Annotated in this window: 13 protein-coding genes and 2 pseudogenes; all 15 read left to right on the plus strand. The window is 57.5% G+C overall.

Features of this window, described 5'->3' with window-relative positions:
• Window positions 1–62 precede the first annotated feature (62 nt).
• The gene (ispU, locus tag JZM24_RS08325; protein ID WP_215670065.1) at window positions 63–824 is read left to right on the plus strand and encodes a (2E,6E)-farnesyl-diphosphate-specific ditrans,polycis-undecaprenyl-diphosphate synthase; all 762 of its coding nucleotides are present in this window, start codon (window positions 63–65) and stop codon (window positions 822–824) included.
• Window positions 825–833: 9 nt separating this feature from the next.
• Complete coding sequence (gene cdsA / locus JZM24_RS08330; RefSeq protein ID WP_215669304.1) at window positions 834–1,691, plus strand: phosphatidate cytidylyltransferase; 858 nt, start codon at window positions 834–836, stop codon at window positions 1,689–1,691.
• Window positions 1,692–1,710: 19 nt separating this feature from the next.
• A complete protein-coding gene (gene rseP / locus JZM24_RS08335) occupies window positions 1,711–3,066 on the plus strand; it encodes a sigma E protease regulator RseP (RefSeq protein WP_215669305.1) in 1,356 nt (451 codons plus the stop codon).
• 37 nt (window positions 3,067–3,103) lie between these two features.
• Entirely contained in the window at window positions 3,104–5,530 is a 2,427-nt protein-coding gene (gene bamA, locus JZM24_RS08340; RefSeq protein ID WP_215669306.1) for an outer membrane protein assembly factor BamA, read from the plus strand.
• Between the two features lie 142 nt (window positions 5,531–5,672).
• Entirely contained in the window at window positions 5,673–6,170 is a 498-nt protein-coding gene (gene skp, locus JZM24_RS08345; protein ID WP_215669307.1) for a molecular chaperone Skp, read from the plus strand.
• Between the two features lie 3 nt (window positions 6,171–6,173).
• A complete protein-coding gene (lpxD, locus tag JZM24_RS08350) occupies window positions 6,174–7,196 on the plus strand; it encodes a UDP-3-O-(3-hydroxymyristoyl)glucosamine N-acyltransferase (protein WP_215669308.1) in 1,023 nt (340 codons plus the stop codon).
• 150 nt (window positions 7,197–7,346) lie between these two features.
• Window positions 7,347–7,802 (plus strand): 3-hydroxyacyl-ACP dehydratase FabZ, encoded by a 456-nt coding sequence (gene fabZ, locus JZM24_RS08355; RefSeq protein WP_215669309.1) that lies wholly within the window; start codon window positions 7,347–7,349, stop codon window positions 7,800–7,802.
• 4 nt (window positions 7,803–7,806) lie between these two features.
• Entirely contained in the window at window positions 7,807–8,595 is a 789-nt protein-coding gene (gene lpxA / locus JZM24_RS08360; protein ID WP_215669310.1) for an acyl-ACP--UDP-N-acetylglucosamine O-acyltransferase, read from the plus strand.
• 2 nt (window positions 8,596–8,597) lie between these two features.
• Window positions 8,598–9,746 carry a lipid-A-disaccharide synthase gene (gene lpxB, locus JZM24_RS08365; protein ID WP_215669311.1) on the plus strand — a complete coding sequence of 383 codons (1,149 nt, stop codon included), beginning with the start codon at window positions 8,598–8,600 and terminating at the stop codon, window positions 9,744–9,746.
• Between the two features lie 23 nt (window positions 9,747–9,769).
• A complete protein-coding gene (gene rnhB / locus JZM24_RS08370) occupies window positions 9,770–10,366 on the plus strand; it encodes a ribonuclease HII (RefSeq protein ID WP_215669312.1) in 597 nt (198 codons plus the stop codon).
• Between the two features lie 58 nt (window positions 10,367–10,424).
• Window positions 10,425–13,907 (plus strand): DNA polymerase III subunit alpha, encoded by a 3,483-nt coding sequence (gene dnaE / locus JZM24_RS08375; RefSeq protein ID WP_215669313.1) that lies wholly within the window; start codon window positions 10,425–10,427, stop codon window positions 13,905–13,907.
• 12 nt (window positions 13,908–13,919) lie between these two features.
• On the plus strand, window positions 13,920–14,879 hold the full coding sequence (accA, locus tag JZM24_RS08380; protein ID WP_215669314.1) for an acetyl-CoA carboxylase carboxyl transferase subunit alpha: 960 nt from the start codon (window positions 13,920–13,922) through the stop codon (window positions 14,877–14,879).
• Between the two features lie 197 nt (window positions 14,880–15,076).
• Entirely contained in the window at window positions 15,077–15,448 is a 372-nt protein-coding gene (locus JZM24_RS08385) for an Orn/Lys/Arg decarboxylase N-terminal domain-containing protein (RefSeq protein WP_215669315.1), read from the plus strand.
• Window positions 15,449–15,523: 75 nt separating this feature from the next.
• Window positions 15,524–15,933, plus strand: a pseudogene (locus tag JZM24_RS08390) (transposase); the annotation flags it as partial.
• A pseudogene (locus JZM24_RS08395) lies at window positions 15,918–17,675 on the plus strand (lysine decarboxylase LdcC); the annotation flags it as partial. The pseudogenes JZM24_RS08390 and JZM24_RS08395, both read left to right, overlap by 16 nt.
• Window positions 17,676–17,744: the final 69 nt, after the last annotated feature.

Raw genomic sequence — 17,744 nt, forward strand, 5'->3', positions numbered from 1 at the left:
CGTTCGGGGCCCTTCGTTCCGGTAAGACGGTGTTATTCTCAGTGAGGAAATACGTAAGCGTGATGTCGTCCGAAAATCAGCAAGAGCCAAAAGCGTTGCCTGCTTCCTCACTACGCCATGTGGCTATTATTATGGATGGCAACGGCCGCTGGGCTAAAAACCGGGGGAAATTACGTATCTTCGGTCACCAGGCTGGCGTCAAGTCGGTCCGCCGCGCGGTTAGCTTTGCCGTCAGCCACCATTTCGACGCGTTGACGCTGTATGCGTTCAGCAGCGAAAACTGGAATCGTCCCAGACAGGAAGTTTCCGCCCTGATGGAGCTGTTTGTCCTGGCGCTGGACAGCGAAGTGAAAAGTCTGCACAAGCATAACGTCCGGCTGCGTATTATCGGCGATACTTCGCGTTTCGGCATGCGGCTGCAGGAGCGGATCCGCCGTTCCGAGGCGCTCACCTGCAATAATGACGGGTTGACCCTGAATATTGCCGCGAATTATGGTGGGCGTTGGGATATCATCCAGGGGGTACGGCAACTTGCCGCCCGGGTGCAAGAGGGTATCCTGCGTCCCGACCAGATAGATGAGGACGCCTTGTGCCAGTTGGTCTGCATGAACGAGCTGGCCCCGGTGGATCTGGTTATCCGTACCGGAGGAGAACATCGCATCAGTAATTTTTTGCTGTGGCAAATTGCCTATGCAGAGCTGTTTTTTACCGACGTGTTATGGCCGGATTTTGACGACGCTGTTTTTGAAGGTGCGCTGAATGCTTTTGCTCAACGCGAGCGGCGCTTCGGTGGAACAACACCTAATGATGCCAACGCATCCTAGGGGGGATTTTTGCTGAAGTATCGCCTGATTACTGCTTTTGTTCTGATACCCATCGTTATCGCCGCACTGTTTTTGTTGCCGCCGGTCGGCTTTGCCTTGGTCACCCTCGCGGTGTGTATGCTCAGCGCCTGGGAATGGGGCCAGCTCGCGGGACTGGCCTCGCGCAGCCAGCGCATCTGGCTGGCGATTCTCTGCGGTCCGCTGCTGGCGCTGATGATGCTCACCGTGCCGGCCTACCGGCCGTTCGTGACCGTCTGGCAGGCGCAATATGCACTGTGGGTCGCCCTGGTCTGGTGGCTGGCGGCGCTGCTGCTGGTGCTTTGCTACCCCCGCTCCGCCACGCTGTGGCGGGAATCCCGACCGCTGCGGCTGGCGTTCGGCATTCTGACCATTTTGCCCTTCTTTTGGGGGATGCTGGCGCTGCGTCAGCACCATTATGATATTAACCACTTCACCGGCGCCTGGTGGCTATTGTATGTCATGGTCCTGGTGTGGGGCGCGGATTCCGGTGCGTACATGTTCGGTCGTGCGCTGGGTCGCCACAAGTTGGCGCCGAAAGTTTCTCCCGGCAAAACCTGGGAAGGGCTGGTGGGCGGGTTGGTCACCTCCGCGGTCATCGCCTGGTTGTTCGGCAAGTATGCGCCGCTTGACGCCGCACCGATTACGCTGCTGGTTTGCTCAATCGTGGCAGCGCTAGCGTCGGTGCTGGGTGATTTGGCCGAAAGTATGTTTAAACGGGAGGCCGGTATTAAGGACAGCGGCCATTTAATCCCCGGGCATGGCGGCATTTTAGATCGTATAGACAGCCTGACCGCCGCGGTGCCGGTGTTCGCTTGTCTGATGCTGCTGGTCTTTAACGCTATCTGAGTCGGGACTGGGAGCGCTTATGCTGCACTTTTTCTGGAGTCTTGCCGCGTTTATCGTGGCGCTGGGCGTTTTAATCACGGTGCACGAGTTCGGCCATTTTTGGGTGGCCCGCCGCTGCGGCGTGACGGTGGAACGTTTTTCCATTGGTTTCGGGCGCGCGCTGTGGCGCCGGCGCGATAAACGCGGGACGGAATATGTTATCGCCGCCATTCCCCTGGGTGGCTATGTCAAAATGCTGGATGAGCGGGTAGACACCGTCGCCACCGAACGTCGTCATGAAGCGTTCAACCACAAGACCGTCTGGCAGCGCGCCGCGATCATCGCCGCCGGTCCGGTATTCAACTTCCTGTTTGCCGTTTTTGCCTATTGGCTGGTGTTTCTTATCGGCGTGCCGAGCTATCGGCCGGTGATCGGCGAAGTGGCCCCGCATTCCATCGCGGCCCAGGCCGAAATTTCTCCCGGTATGGAACTTAAGTCGGTTGACGGTATCGAAACGCCTGATTGGGATTCGGTTCGTCTGCAGCTTATCGACAAGATTGGCGACGGTGAAACCACCCTCTGCGTCGCGCCGTTCGGCTCTACGCACGCCGAGCGGAAAACGCTGGATTTGCGCGGCTGGCAGTTCGAGCCGAACAAGCAAGATGCTATCGTGGCACTGGGTATTATTCCACTGAGTCCGCGCATCGAGCCGGTGCTTGCCGAAGTCCAGCCGGGCTCGGCGGCAATGAAAGCCGGTTTGCAAGCAGGCGACAGGATCGTTAAAGTCGATGGTCAGCCGGTCACCGCATGGCCGTTGTTTGTCACCCGCGTACGCGACAACCCCGGTCGGCCGCTGCAGGTGGGCATTGACCGGCAGGGTGAGGCTAGGGATATCACCCTGCAGCCCGACAGCAAATCGGTGGGCAAGGGGAAAGTTGAGGGGGTCGCGGGCGTCGTGCCGAAGATTATCCCGCTGCCGGCGGAATATAAAACCGTGCGACAGTACGGTCCGCTACCGGCGCTGGCCCAGGCCGGCGAAAAAACCTGGCAGCTGATGCGGCTTACGGTCAGTATGTTAGGCAAATTGGTAACCGGAGATGTTAAGCTGAACAATCTGAGCGGTCCGATTTCCATCGCTCAGGGCGCAGGGATGTCAGCGGAATACGGTTTGATTTATTACCTGATGTTTCTGGCGCTGATAAGCGTCAATTTAGGGATTATCAATCTGTTCCCGTTACCGGTGTTAGATGGTGGCCATTTGCTCTTCCTGGCGATAGAAAAGCTCAAGGGAGGGCCGGTGTCCGAACGAGTGCAGGACTTTAGTTACCGTATCGGCTCGATTTTGCTGGTGCTGCTAATGGGTCTGGCCCTTTTCAATGATTTCTCCAGGCTATGATAGCCTGAGATTATGTTAGGAAGAACGCATAACCACGATGGCGATGAAAAAGTTGCTCATAGCGTCGCTGCTTCTTAGCAGCGCCACCGTATACGGTGCAGACGGGTTCGTAGTGAAGGACATTCATTTCGAAGGACTGCAACGGGTTCCCGTCGGTGCGGCGTTACTCAGTATGCCGATCCGTGTCGGCGACACGGCGACCGATGAAGATATCGGCAATACCATCCGCGCGCTCTTCGCTACCGGAAACTTTGAGGATGTCCGGGTGCTGCGTGACGGAGATTCACTGGTGGTACAGGTCAAGGAGCGCCCGACCATTGCCAGCATCACCTTCTCCGGCAACAAGGCGGTGAAGGAAGAAATGCTCAAGAAAAACCTGGATGCCCAGGGTGTGCGGGTTGGCGAGGCCCTTGACCGCACCACCATTTCCAATATCGAAAAAGGTCTTGAGGACTTCTACTACAGCGCCGGTAAATACAGCGCCACGGTCAAGGCGGTGGTTACGCCGCTGCCGCGCAACCGCGTTGACCTGAAGCTGGTCTTCACCGAAGGTGTTTCGGCCAAGATCCAGCAAATCAACATTGTTGGCAACCATGCCTTCACCACCGATGAGCTGATCTCACGCTTCCAGCTGCGCGATGAAGTGCCGTGGTGGAACGTAGTGGGCGATCGCAAGTACCAGAAGCAAAAGTTGGCCGGGGACCTGGAAACCCTGCGCAGCTTTTATCTTGATCGCGGCTATGCCCGCTTCAATATCGACTCCACGCAGGTCAGCCTGACGCCGGACAAAAAGGGCATCTACATCACCCTGAACATCACCGAAGGCGCGCAATACAAGCTGTCCGGTACGGTTCTCAACGGCAACATGGCCGGCCACTCAACTGAAATCGAACAGCTGGCCAAGGTGCAGCCTGGCGAACTGTACAACGGCGCCAAGGTCACCAAGATGGAAAACGACATCAAGCAATTGCTGGGTCGTTACGGTTATGCCTATCCTCGCGTGGCGACGCAGCCGGAAATAAACGACGCGGATAAAACGGTCAAGCTGCACATCAGCGTCGACGCGGGCAACCGGTTCTACGTCCGTCACGTGCGTTTTGAAGGCAACGATATCACCAAGGACTCCGTCCTGCGCCGTGAAATGCGCCAGATGGAAGGCGCCTGGCTCGGCAGCAATCTGGTAGATCAGGGTAAAGAGCGCCTCAATCGTCTGGGCTACTTTGAAACTGTGGATACCGAAACCCAGCGCGTGCCCGGCTCGCCGGATCAGGTGGACGTGGTCTACAAGGTGAAAGAGCGCAACACCGGCAGCATCAACGTCGGCGTTGGCTTCGGCACCGAGAGCGGCGTCAGCTTCCAGTTCGGTATCCAACAGGATAACTGGCTGGGCTCCGGTAACTCGGTCGGCTTTAGCGGTACCAAGAACGACTACCAGACCTATGCCGAGTTGTCGATGACCGATCCGTACTTTACGGTGGATGGCGTCAGCCTGGGCGGCAAGATCTTCTACAACGACTTTAGCGCCGATGACGCGGACCTGTCCGATTACGATCTGCGCAGCTACGGCGTGGGTACCACGTTGGGCTTCCCGATAAGCGAAAACCACTCGCTGAATTTAGGCCTGGATTACGTGCATGACGATCTGACCAATATGCAGCCGCAGGTGACGATGTGGCGCTACCTGGATAGCGTCGGTATCAATCCCAAGGTGGTCACCACCAATAAGGCCGACAGCGACGCCGATTTCAGCGCCGCCGATTTCTTCTTGTCGGTGGGCTGGAGCTACAACAATCTGGACCGCGGCTACTTACCCACCGCCGGCTCGCGCGCCAGCCTGACCGGTAAGGTGACGGTGCCCGGCTCCGACAACGAATATTACAAAATCATCTTCGACGCCAGCCATTACATCCCGCTTAGCGAAAGCGGCAACTGGGTGTTGATGGGCCGCGCTCGCGCCGGTTACGCCGATGGTCTGGGCGGTAATGACGAGCCGTTCTACGACAACTTCTACGCGTGCGGTTCCAATACGGTGCGCGGTTTCCGTTCCAATACCATTGGTCCGAAAGCGGCGTATTATAAGTGCAATAGCAACAATACCCGCTATAGTGATTGTCCGGTAGACAAATCCAGCGACGCCGTGGGCGGTAACGCGATGGCGATTGCCAGCGCGGAACTGATTGTGCCGACGCCGTTCTTGAGTGAGAAGTATGCCAACTCGGTGCGCACCTCGCTGTTTGTCGATGGCGGTACCGTGTGGGATACCAGCTGGCAAAATACTACCGCTACCCGCGCCGCCGGTATTCCGGACTACAGCGATCCGGGCAATATCCGTATTTCCAGCGGTATCGCCCTGCAGTGGATGTCGCCGCTGGGGCCGTTGGTGTTCTCTTATGCGCAGCCGGTCAAGAAATACGATGGCGACAAGTCAGAGCAGTTCCAGTTTAATATTGGCAAAACGTGGTAATATTACACGGGATGATGTGCAGGCAAGGAGCAGGGCGACAGGGGAATTGACGCAGAACAGAGATGTTACGTGAAAAGCAGGTTTTCACCTTCGCCTGGCTTTACAATGAAGCAAAACACAAATAGTGGTTAAGGAGTTTATAGTGAAAAAGTGGTTATATGCCGCGGGCCTGGGTTTAGCACTCGCCACCTCCGCCGTCGCGCAAGCTGCCGATAAAATCGCTGTGGTTAACGTCTCCAGTATTTTCCAGCAGTCGCCGCAGCGCGCCGTGCTCGCTAAACAGCTCGAAAATGAATTTAAGGGCCGCGCCACCGAACTTCAGTCCATGGAACGTGACCTACAGACCAAGATGCAGCGTCTGCAGCGTGACGGCTCTACCATGAAAGCCAGCGAGCGCAGCTCACTGGAAAAATCGGTGATGGCGCAGCGCGAAACGTTCTCCACCAAAGCGCAGGCGTTTGAGCAGGACAACCGTCGTCGTCAGACGGAAGAACGTAACAAGATTCTGAGCCGCATTCAGGACGCGGTGAAGAGCGTAGCCAGCAAAGAAGGCTATGACGTGGTGATCGATGCTAACGCCGTGGCTTACGCCACCAACGCCAAAGACATCACCGCTGACGTTCTAAAGCATGTTAAATAAGTCATGTATTCAATTCGACTGGCTGATTTAGCACAGCAGTTGGATGCACAATTGCACGGTGATGGCGATATCGTCATCACCGGCATTGCCTCCATGGGCAGCGCGCAAGCGGGCCAGATTACGTTTCTCTCGGACAGCCGCTTTCGTGAAAAACTCTCTTCCTGTCAGGCGTCAGCGGTGGTGCTCACCGCCGACAGTCTGCCTTTCTTCACCGGCGCCGCGCTGGTGGTCAGCAATCCTTACCTGACTTACGCCCGTATGGCGCAATTGATGGACAGCACACCGAAACCCGCCGAGGACATCGGCGCCGGGGCGGTCATTGCGCCGGACGCGACCCTGGGACAGCGGGTGGCGGTGGGCGCTAACGCCGTGATTGAATCCGGCGTCGTGCTGGGGGATGACGTCATCGTCGGCCCTGGCAGTTTTGTCGGCAAGAACACCCGTATCGGCGCCGGCACGCGCTTATGGGCTAACGTCACCGTCTATCACGATATTTCTATCGGCGAGCGATGCCTGATTCAATCCGGCACCGTGATCGGCGCCGACGGCTTCGGCTATGCCAACGATCGCGGCAACTGGATCAAAATACCGCAGTTGGGCCGCGTCATTATTGGCGATCGGGTTGAAATCGGCGCCTGTACCACCATCGATCGCGGTGCGCTGGACGACACGCTTATCGGCAACGGCGTGATTATTGATAATCAGTGCCAGATTGCGCATAACGTGGTTATTGGTGACAATACTGCGGTGGCCGGCGGCGTTATCATGGCGGGCAGCCTGACCATTGGACGTTATTGCATGATTGGCGGCGCCAGCGTCATCAACGGCCATATGGCTATCTGCGATAAAGTCACGGTAACCGGCATGGGCATGGTGATGCGCCAGATAACCGAACCCGGCGTCTACTCATCCGGGATCCCGCTGCAGCCGAATAAAGAGTGGCGGAAAACCGCCGCCTTAGTCATGAATATCAGTGATATGAGCAAGCGGATGAAAGCTATCGAGCGAAAATTAGCAAAAAACTAATCGCTCCCGCCCCTTATAGAGGATAATGCGCGTCACGACACCGTTGCCCGACGAGCCATTATTATATTCGCGGCCTGCTTGTTTTGTCCTGCCGGGATTAAAGCAGGCCGTGTTGTTAATGCCACGTTTTTTATAGACAGGAAGAGTATTTTGACTACTGACACTCATACTCTGCATATTGAAGAGATATTAGAACTTTTGCCCCACCGCTTTCCGTTTTTGCTGGTGGACCGCGTGTTGGGTTTCGAGAAAGGGAAGTTCCTGCGCGCGGTAAAGAATGTTTCCTTCAATGAACCTTTTTTCCAGGGCCATTTTCCGGGCAAACCGATTTTTCCCGGGGTACTGATCCTGGAAGCAATGGCACAGGCGACCGGCATTCTGGCGTTCAAAAGCGCAGGTAAGCTGGCCCCGGGGGAACTCTATTATTTCGCCGCCATTGATGAAGCCCGTTTTAAACGCCCGGTACAGCCGGGCGATCAGATGATCCTCGAAGTTGAATTTATTAAAGAGCGTCGCGGCGTCGCGCGCTTCAAAGGTGTTGCCAAAGTTGATGGCGAAGTGGCTTGCGAAGCGTCGATGATGTGCGCCCGTCGCCGGGAGGCCTGAACACGTGATTGACCAATCCGCCTTTATACATCCCAGCGCTATTGTGGAAGAGGGCGCTATCATCCACCCTGACGTGCATGTCGGCCCGTTTTGCGTTATCGGGCCGCAGGCCGAAATCGGCGCGCGCACGGTGCTTAAGTCCCACGTGGTGGTGACCGGCATCACCCGCATAGGTGAAGATAACCAGATTTATCCGTTCGCCTGCCTTGGTGACGTTAATCAGGATCTGAAATATGCCGGGGAGCCGACGCGGGTCGAAATCGGGCACCGTAACCAGATCAGGGAAAGCGTGACCATTCATCGTGGCACGATACAAGGCGGAGAAGTCACCCGGGTCGGCAGCGACAATTTGCTGATGGTGAATGCCCACGTCGCCCACGACTGCACGGTAGGCAGTCACTGCATTATGGCCAATAACGCTACGATCGGCGGCCATGTGGCGGTGGACGACTACGCCATTATCGGCGGCATGACCGCGGTGCATCAGTTCTGCGTTGTCGGCGCCCACGTCATGATCGGCGGCTGTTCCGGCGTTGTCCAGGATGTACCGCCTTTCGTTATCGCCCAGGGCAATCACGCCACGCCGTTCGGCATAAATAACGAAGGGCTGAAGCGCCGCGGTTTCGATCGCGCCGCGCTGCACGCGATACGCGCTGCTTATAAAATCATTTACCGCAGCGGCAAAACCCTCGACGAAGCCAAGCCAGAGCTGGCAGCGCTGGCGCAGGAGCATCAGGTGGTTAATACCTTCCTGGACTTTCTGTCACGCTCCCAGCGCGGTATTATCCGCTAATTATGCCGGCACGCCCCATCACTATCGGTCTGGTGGCCGGCGAAACGTCAGGTGATATTCTTGGCGCCGGGCTGATACGCGCGCTGTGTGGCCATTTGCCAGAGGCCCGTTTTGTCGGCGTTGCCGGCCCGCGCATGCAGGCGGAAGGGATGGAAGCCTGGTATGACATGGAAGAGCTGGCGGTGATGGGCATCGTGGAGGTGGTCGAGCGCTTGCCGCGGCTGCTGCGTATCCGCCGCGACCTGACCCGCCGCTTCACCGCGCTGCGTCCCGACGTCTTTGTCGGTATCGATGCACCGGATTTTACGATTACGCTGGAAGGCCGCCTCAAGCGGCGCGGTATCCGCACTATTCATTATATCAGCCCCTCCGTCTGGGCCTGGCGGCAGAAGCGGGTGTTTAAAATCGGCCGCGCCACCGATAACGTACTGGCCTTTCTGCCGTTCGAGAAGGCGTTTTACGACCGCTACAATGTCCCCTGCCAGTTTATCGGTCATACGCTAGCGGACGCCATGCCCCTTGACCCGGATAAAGCCGACGCGCGCCAGGCGCTGGGTATTGCCGCTGAAGCGCGCTGCCTGGCCCTGTTGCCGGGCAGCCGTCAGAGCGAGGTGGCGATGCTGAGCGCGGACTTCCTGCGCGCCGCCGAACGGTTATATGCGCGTTTCCCAGGGCTAGAGATTGTCGTACCGTTGGTGAATCCGGCCCGGTGGGCGCAGTTTGAGCACATCTTGGCGGCGGTAGCGCCGGCGTTGCCGGTACGGCTTTTGGACAATCAGGCCCGCCAGGCCATGATCGCCGCCGATGCCGCTCTGCTGACTTCCGGCACCGCGTCCCTTGAGTGCATGCTGGCGAAGTGTCCGATGGTGGTGGGCTATCGCATGAAGCCCCTGACGTTCGCGCTGGCGCAGCGGTTGGTGAAAACACCGTGGGTGTCGCTGCCCAATCTGTTGGCCGGCCGAGAACTGGTCAAGGAACTGTTACAAGAAGCGTGCCAGCCGGAGGCGTTGGCGGCGGCCCTGGTGCCGCTGCTTGATGATGATGATCAGCGCGCGGCGTTGCTGGCCACGTTTCGCCAACTGCACCAGCAGATTCGCTGTAACGCCGACGAACAGGCGGCGCGCGCGGTGCTGGCGCTGATTAACCGTTAATTCTTTAGCAGGTAGTGAAACCCATGACGGAACCTTTTATCTACCCTGCGGCGACGCTTATTGCCGGCGTCGACGAAGTGGGGCGCGGGCCTCTGGTGGGGGCGGTGGTGACCGCCGCCGTGATCCTGGATCCCGCCCGGCCGGTGTTGGGGCTGGCGGACTCGAAAAAGCTGAGTGAAAAGCGGCGCGAGGCGCTGTATGTGGAAATCACCCGTTGCGCGCTGGCTTGGAGCGTGGGCCGTGCCGAAGCCTCTGAGATCGACAGTATCAATATTTACCAGGCAACTCTGTTGGCGATGCAGCGGGCGGTCGCGGGTCTGGCGGTGGTACCGGATTTTGTGCTGGTGGACGGTAACCGCTGTCCTCTGCTGCCGATGCCGTCGCAGGCGGTAGTGAAAGGCGATAGCCGGGTGGCCGAAATCAGCGCCGCCTCCATCATTGCCAAAGTCACCCGCGACCGGGAGATGGCCGCGATGCACCTGCAGTTTCCCGAATATGGTTTCGCCCAGCATAAGGGGTATCCGACCGCCTTCCATCTGGAAAAGCTGGCGCTCCACGGCGCGACCGTGCATCATCGACGAAGCTTTGCGCCGGTCCGGCGGGTGCTGGAGCCGGCATGAATCTGTCACCGTCGCGCGGCGCGATCGTCGTGCCAAAACCTCATAGCGGGTAATTCACATGGCCGAACCACGTTTTATCCACCTGCGTGTACACAGCGATTACTCCATGATCGATGGGCTGGTCAAAATCGGCCCGTTGGTAAAAAAAGCCGCGTCTCTGGCTATGCCGGCGCTGGCCATTACCGATTTCACCAATTTATGCGGGCTGGTTAAATTTTACGGCAGTGCCCATGGTGCCGGCATCAAACCGATTATCGGCGCGGATTTTTTCGTACAAAGCGAGATGCTGGGCGATGAACTGGCAGAATTGACCATTCTGGCGGCCAATAATGTCGGTTACCAGCATTTGACCCTGCTGATTTCCGATGCCTACAAGCGCGGTTACGGCGCGGCCGGGCCGGTTATCGATCGCGACTGGCTGATTGCGCATAACGAAGGGCTGATTTTGCTCTCCGGGGCGCGTAATGGGGATGTCTGCAAATTCCTGATGCGCGGCAACATGCCGCAGGTGGAACAGTGCCTGGCGTTCTACGAGCGCTATTTCCCCGACCGCTATTTCCTGGAACTTATCCGCACCGGCCGGGCGGACGAAGAAAGCTACCTGCATGCTGCGGTTGAGCTGGCGGCGCGTCGGGGACTGCCGGTCGTGGCTACCAATGACGTGCGTTTTACCAGCCCGGACGATTTCGACGCCCACGAGATCCGGGTGGCGATTCACGACGGCTTTACCCTGGATGACGCCAAACGGCCGCGGAATTACAGTTTGCAGCAATATATGCGCAGCGAACAGGAGATGTGCGAGCTGTTCGCCGATCTGCCGGAAGCGCTGGCCAACAGCGTAGAAATCGCCCGACGCTGTAACGTCACCATCCGCCTCGGGGAATATTTCTTGCCGCAATTCCCGACCGGCGAAATGTCCACCGAAGATTATCTGGTCAAATGCGCGCGCGAAGGTTTGGAAGAGCGGCTTAGATTCCTGTTCCCCGATGCCGATAGGCGGCGGGAGAAACGGCCGGCTTATGACGAACGTCTGGCTATCGAGTTGCAGGTGATAAACCAGATGGGATTCCCTGGTTACTTCCTGATCGTCATGGAGTTTATCCAGTGGTCTAAGGATAACGGCGTACCGGTCGGGCCGGGCCGCGGCTCCGGCGCGGGCTCGCTGGTGGCCTATGCGCTGAATATCACCGATCTTGACCCGCTGGCGTTCGATCTGCTGTTTGAACGTTTCCTGAATCCGGAACGCGTATCGATGCCTGACTTTGACGTCGACTTCTGCATGGAGAAGCGCGATCTGGTGATTGACCACGTGGCCGAAACCTACGGCCGTGACGCGGTTTCGCAGATTATCACCTTCGGTACCATGGCGGCCAAAGCGGTGATCCGCGATGTGGGGCGGGTGCTTGGGCACCCTTACGGCTTTGTGGATCGCATCTCCAAGCTGGTGCCCCCCGACCCCGGCATGACGCTGGAAAAAGCCTTCGTCGCCGAGCCGCAACTGCAGGCGATTTATGATGCCGACGAAGAGGTCAAAGCGCTGATTGATATGGCGCGCAAGCTCGAAGGGGTCACGCGCAATGCCGGCAAGCATGCCGGGGGTGTGGTGATCGCGCCGACCAAGATTACCGATTTTGCGCCGCTTTACTGCGATGGCGAAGGTAACCATCCGGTGACCCAGTTCGACAAGAACGATGTGGAATACGCCGGTCTGGTGAAGTTCGACTTCCTCGGCCTGCGCACCCTGACCATCATCAACTGGGCGCTGGACATGATCAACGCCAGCCGCGCACGCCAGGGTCTGGATCCCATTGATATCGCCGCCATCCCGCTGGAGGACAAGAAGAGCTTCGATATGCTGCAGCGCTCCGAAACCACTGCCGTGTTCCAACTGGAATCGCGCGGTATGAAGGATCTAATAAAGCGCCTGCAGCCAGACTGTTTCGAGGATATGATCGCGCTGGTGGCGCTGTTCCGGCCCGGGCCGCTGCAGTCGGGGATGGTCGATAACTTTATCGACCGCAAGCACGGCCGTGAGGCGATTTCCTATCCCGATATCGAATGGCAACACGCCTCGCTGCAACCCGTGCTGGAGACGACTTACGGCATCATCCTCTACCAGGAACAGGTCATGCAGATAGCCCAGGTGCTGGCGGGCTACACTCTGGGCGGCGCGGATATGTTGCGCCGCGCGATGGGGAAAAAGAAACCGGAGGAGATGGCCAAACAGCGTTCGGTATTCAAAGCCGGCGCGGAAAGTATCGGCGTCGACGGCGAACTGTCGATGAAGATCTTCGATCTGGTGGAGAAATTCGCCGGCTACGGCTTTAACAAATCCCACTCTGCCGCCTATGCGCTGGTGTCGTATCAAACCCTGTGGCTGAAGGCCCATTATCCCGCCGAGTTCATGGCGGCGGTGATGACCGCCGATATGGACAATACCGAAAAGGTGGTGGGGTTGGTTGACGAATGTCTGCGTATGGGCCTCAAGGTCCTGCCGCCGGATATCAACAGCTGCCAGTACCATTTTCACGTTAACCCAGAGGGCGAGATAGTTTACGGCATCGGCGCCATCAAGGGCGTGGGGGAAGGGCCTATCGAGGCGATTATCGAGGCGCGTAACCAGGACGGACACTTCCGTGAATTGTTCGATCTGTGCGCGCGTACCGATATCAAAAAACTCAACCGCCGGGTGCTGGAAAAGCTGATTGTGTCCGGCGCCTTCGACCGTCTCGGGCCGCACCGCGCCGCGCTAATGAACAGTCTTGGCGACGCGCTCAAGGCCGCCGATCAGCACGCCAAAGCCGAGGCCATTGGTCAGGGCGATATGTTCGGCGTGCTGGCGGAGGAGCCGGAGGCGGTCGAAGCGTCCTACAGTACCGTGGCGCCCTGGCCGGAGCAGGTGGTGCTGGACGGCGAGCGCGAAACGCTCGGCCTCTATTTGACCGGCCACCCCATCACCCAGTATCTGCGCGAGATTGAACGCTATGCGGGCGGGGTGCGCCTGAAGGATATGCACCCCACCGAGCGCGGCAAGATGGTGACCGCGGTGGGGATGGTATTGTCTGCACGGGTGATGGTGACCAAGCGGGGCAACCGGATCGGCGTTTGCACGCTCGACGATCGTTCCGGCCGTCTGGACGTGATGCTGTTCACGGATGCGCTGGAAAAATACCAGCATTTACTGGAAAAAGACCGTATCCTTATCGCTCAGGGACAGGTTAGCTTCGATGATTTCAACGGTGGCCTGAAGATGACCGCCCGTGAACTGATGGATATTAGTGAAGCACGTGAAAAATACGCGCGCGGGCTTGCTATCTCGCTGACCGACAGGCAAATTGATGACCAGCTTCTCAACCGTCTCCGTTTATCGTTGGAACCGCATCGATCGGGGACGATTCCAGTGCATCTTTATTATCAACGGCAAGATGCGCGCGCGCGGCTGCGCTTTGGGGCAACCTGGCGGGTGACGCCGACTGACCGTTTATTGAATGACTTGCGAACGCTTGTGGGAAATGAACAGGTGGAACTGGAATTTGACTAATATAGGAATACTATGAGTCTGAATTTTCTTGATTTTGAACAGCCGATTGCAGAGCTGGAAGCGAAAATTGACTCGCTGACCGCAGTCAGCCGTCAAGACGAAAAATTAGATATTAATCTGGATGAAGAGGTGCAGCGCCTGCGTGAAAAAAGCGTAGAGCTGACGCGAAAAATATTCTCCGATCTGGGCGCCTGGCAAGTCGCCCAGCTGGCGCGACATCCCATGCGTCCCTATACGCTGGATTACGTCCGCCATATCTTCACCGATTTTGACGAACTGGCGGGCGATCGCGCCTATGCTGACGATAAAGCCATCGTCGGCGGCATTGCGCGGTTGGATTCGCGGCCGGTCATGATAATAGGCCACCAGAAAGGGCGCGAAACCAAAGAGAAAATCCGCCGTAACTTCGGCATGCCGGCGCCGGAAGGCTACCGCAAGGCGCTGCGGCTAATGGAAATGGCAGATCGTTTCAACCTGCCGCTGCTCACGTTCATCGACACACCTGGCGCTTACCCGGGGGTCGGCGCCGAAGAGCGCGGCCAGTCCGAGGCTATCGCGAAAAACCTGCGTGAAATGTCTGGCCTGCGCGTGCCGGCGGTCTGCACCGTGATAGGCGAGGGCGGCTCCGGCGGGGCGCTGGCGATTGGCGTGGGCGACAAAGTTAACATGCTGCAATACAGCACCTATTCGGTTATTTCACCAGAAGGCTGCGCCTCCATTTTGTGGAAGAGCGCGGATAAAGCCCCTATCGCCGCCGAAGCCATGGGCATTATCGCCTCGCGCTTGAAAGAACTGGAGCTTATCGACAGCATCGTGCCGGAGCCGTTGGGCGGCGCCCATCGCGATGTGCCGGCCATTGCCGCCTCGCTGAAAGCGCAGCTGCTGGACGATTTGGCCGAGCTTGACGGCTTGAATACGGAAGAGTTACTCAATCGTCGTTATCACCGTCTGATGAATTACGGCTATTGCTGAATGACCGGCGTCGGCTACCGGCGCCGGTGGTGCCCGGACCAGACCGGTGATGTCTCACACCCCGCAGGCTCGCGCCTGCGGGGTGTTTTGCTATTTTGGGTCGGCGGGGTGCCAGATGTTCGGCAAGCCGCAATGCCGGCTATGCTTAACGTTCGGCCGAGACTCGCGAGCCAACGACCTTTGTAAGGATGCGCTGAATGAACATTATTGCGATACTTTTGCCGGATCAGGTATTTTACAAAGCTGAACCCGTACGGGAATTGGCACAGGCGCTGACCGACCAGGGTTATCACATCGTCTATCCTACCGGCAGCCAGTATTTATTGACCTTACTCGAGCAAAACCCGCGCATCGCAGGGATTATTTTCGACTGGGAACAATATGGCATGGATCTTTGCCTGGCGATTGATGAGATTAACGAATACCTGCCGCTGTATGCGTTTATCAGCACCCACTCGGTGCTTGACGTCAGTGCTAATGAAATGCGCATGGCGCTGTATTTCTTTGAATACGGTCTAAATGCCGCCGTCGATATCAGCCAACGCATCCGTCAACGATTTAGCCCCTGAAACACCAGACAGTAGCTGTATATCCAGATAAGAGATAGGCTTGAATATATGTCTAGCACTAACGCCAATTTTGATATGACCGGGATCCTGTTAGGTCAAGAAGTCCGTAAACGTAAAACTCCTCAGGAAAAAATGGCCATTATTCAGCAGACCGATGGAGACCGGCATGAATGTCTCCCATCTCGCACGACTGCACGGTATCCAGCCCAGCCTGCTGTTTAAGTGGAAAAGCAATATCAGGAAGGCAGCCTCACCGCCGTGGCTGCCGGGGAGGACGTTGTTCCTGCCTCTGAGCTTGCAGCTGCATTGAAGCAGGTCCGGGAGCTCCAGCGCCTTCTGGGTAAGAAGACGATGGAGGTTGAGATCCTAAAAGAAGCCGTGGAGTACGGCCAGTCACGAAAATGGATAGCGCACGCGCCCTTGTTGCCAAAGGCCGGGGAATAGCACAGGTCAGCCGCGCCATGAGCGCAAGGCGCTGTTCCATTATGTCGAAGAGGGGAAATATACCTTCTGTAATCCGGGCCATATGGCCGGTACCGCCTATCAAAAAAGTCCGGTAGGCAGCCTGTTTTATGACTTCTTTGGCGGCAATACGCTAAAGGCGGATGTGTCGATTTCCGTGACCGAACTGGGATCGCTTCTGGACCATACCGGACCTCATCTGGAGGCGGAGGAATATATTGCCCGTACCTTTGGCGCCGAGCAAAGTTACATGGTGACCAATGGCACCTCCACCTCGAACAAAATCGTAGGAATGTACGCCAGCCCCGCCGGCAGTACGGTGCTTATCGATCGCAACTGCCACAAGTCGCTGGCCCATCTGCTGCTGATGAGCGATGTGGTGACGATTTACCTGACGCCGAGCCGCAACGCCTACGGCATCCTCGGCGGTATTCCCCAGCGCCAGTTCAGCCGCGAAAGTATCGCGGAGAAAGTGGCGGCCACCGCCAAAGCCAGTTGGCCTGTGCATGCGGTGATTACCAATTCCACCTATGATGGCCTGCTGTATAACACGCAATACATCAAACAAACGCTGGCCGTGCAGTCAATTCATTTTGACTCCGCCTGGGTGCCGTACACCAATTTCCATCCCATCTATCGCGGCAAAAGCGGCATGAGCGGCGAGCGGACCCATGATAAAGTCATTTTCGAGACACAATCGACGCACAAATTGCTGGCTGCCTTTTCACAGGCCTCAGCCACCCATATTAAGGGTGATTATGATGAACGCACCTTTAACGAAGCGTACATGATGCACACCACCACCTCGCCCCATTACGGCATCGTTGCCTCCATCGAGATGGCGGCGGCAATGGTACGCGGCAAACCGGGGCGCCGGCTTATCCAACGCTCCATTGAGCGGGCGCTGCATTTTCGTAAAGAGGTTTACCGGTTACGTCAGGAGTCGGAGGGCTGGTTTTTCGATATCTGGCAACCCGAAATTATCGAAGACGCGGTCTGCTGGCCGGTGGAGCCGGGCGCGCCGTGGCATGGATTTCGCGATGCCGATGCCGGGCATATGTACCTCGACCCCATCAAGGTCACCATCCTGACGCCGGGCATGGATGAGGCCGGCGAGATGGCGCCGGAGGGGATCCCGGCCTCGCTGGTGGCCAAGTTTCTCGACGAGCGCGGCGTAGTGGTGGAGAAAACCGGGCCATACAATTTACTGTTTCTGTTTAGTATCGGTATTGATAAAACCAAGGCGATGAGTTTGTTGCGTGGACTGACCGAGTTCAAGCGCGCCTACGATCTCAATCTGCGGGTGCGCAATATGCTGCCGGACCTGTACGCGGAAGATCCTGATTTTTATCGCCATATGCGTATCCAGGATTTGGCGCAGGACATTCACCAATTAATCCGCCAGCATCATCTGCCGCAGTTGATGCTCAATGCCTTCGCGGTGCTGCCCGAAATGAAAATGACGCCCTACGCCGCGTTTCAACAGCAGGTGCGCGGCAACGTGGAAACCATAGCGCTGTCGCAAATGGTCGGCCGCATCTCTGCCAATATGCTGTTGCCGTATCCGCCGGGAGTGCCGGTGGTGATGCCCGGCGAGATGATCACCGAACGCAGTCGCACGGTGCTCGATTTTCTATTAATGTTGTGCTCAATCGGCCAGCATTATCCGGGTTTTGAGACCGATATCCACGGTGCTGAACTGACCGATGATGGACAGTACCGGGTACGGGTGCTAAAAGAAACCGCCAGCCGGCAAACGGCTTAGGGATGATGGCAGGTCCGCCCTGTACGGCGCGCGCTAAAATTGGTAAAAAGGCGGGAAAGCCGGCCGCGG

This window comes from Candidatus Sodalis endolongispinus (assembly GCF_018777395.1).
Classification (GTDB): Bacteria; Pseudomonadota; Gammaproteobacteria; order Enterobacterales; family Enterobacteriaceae; genus Sodalis_B; species Sodalis_B endolongispinus.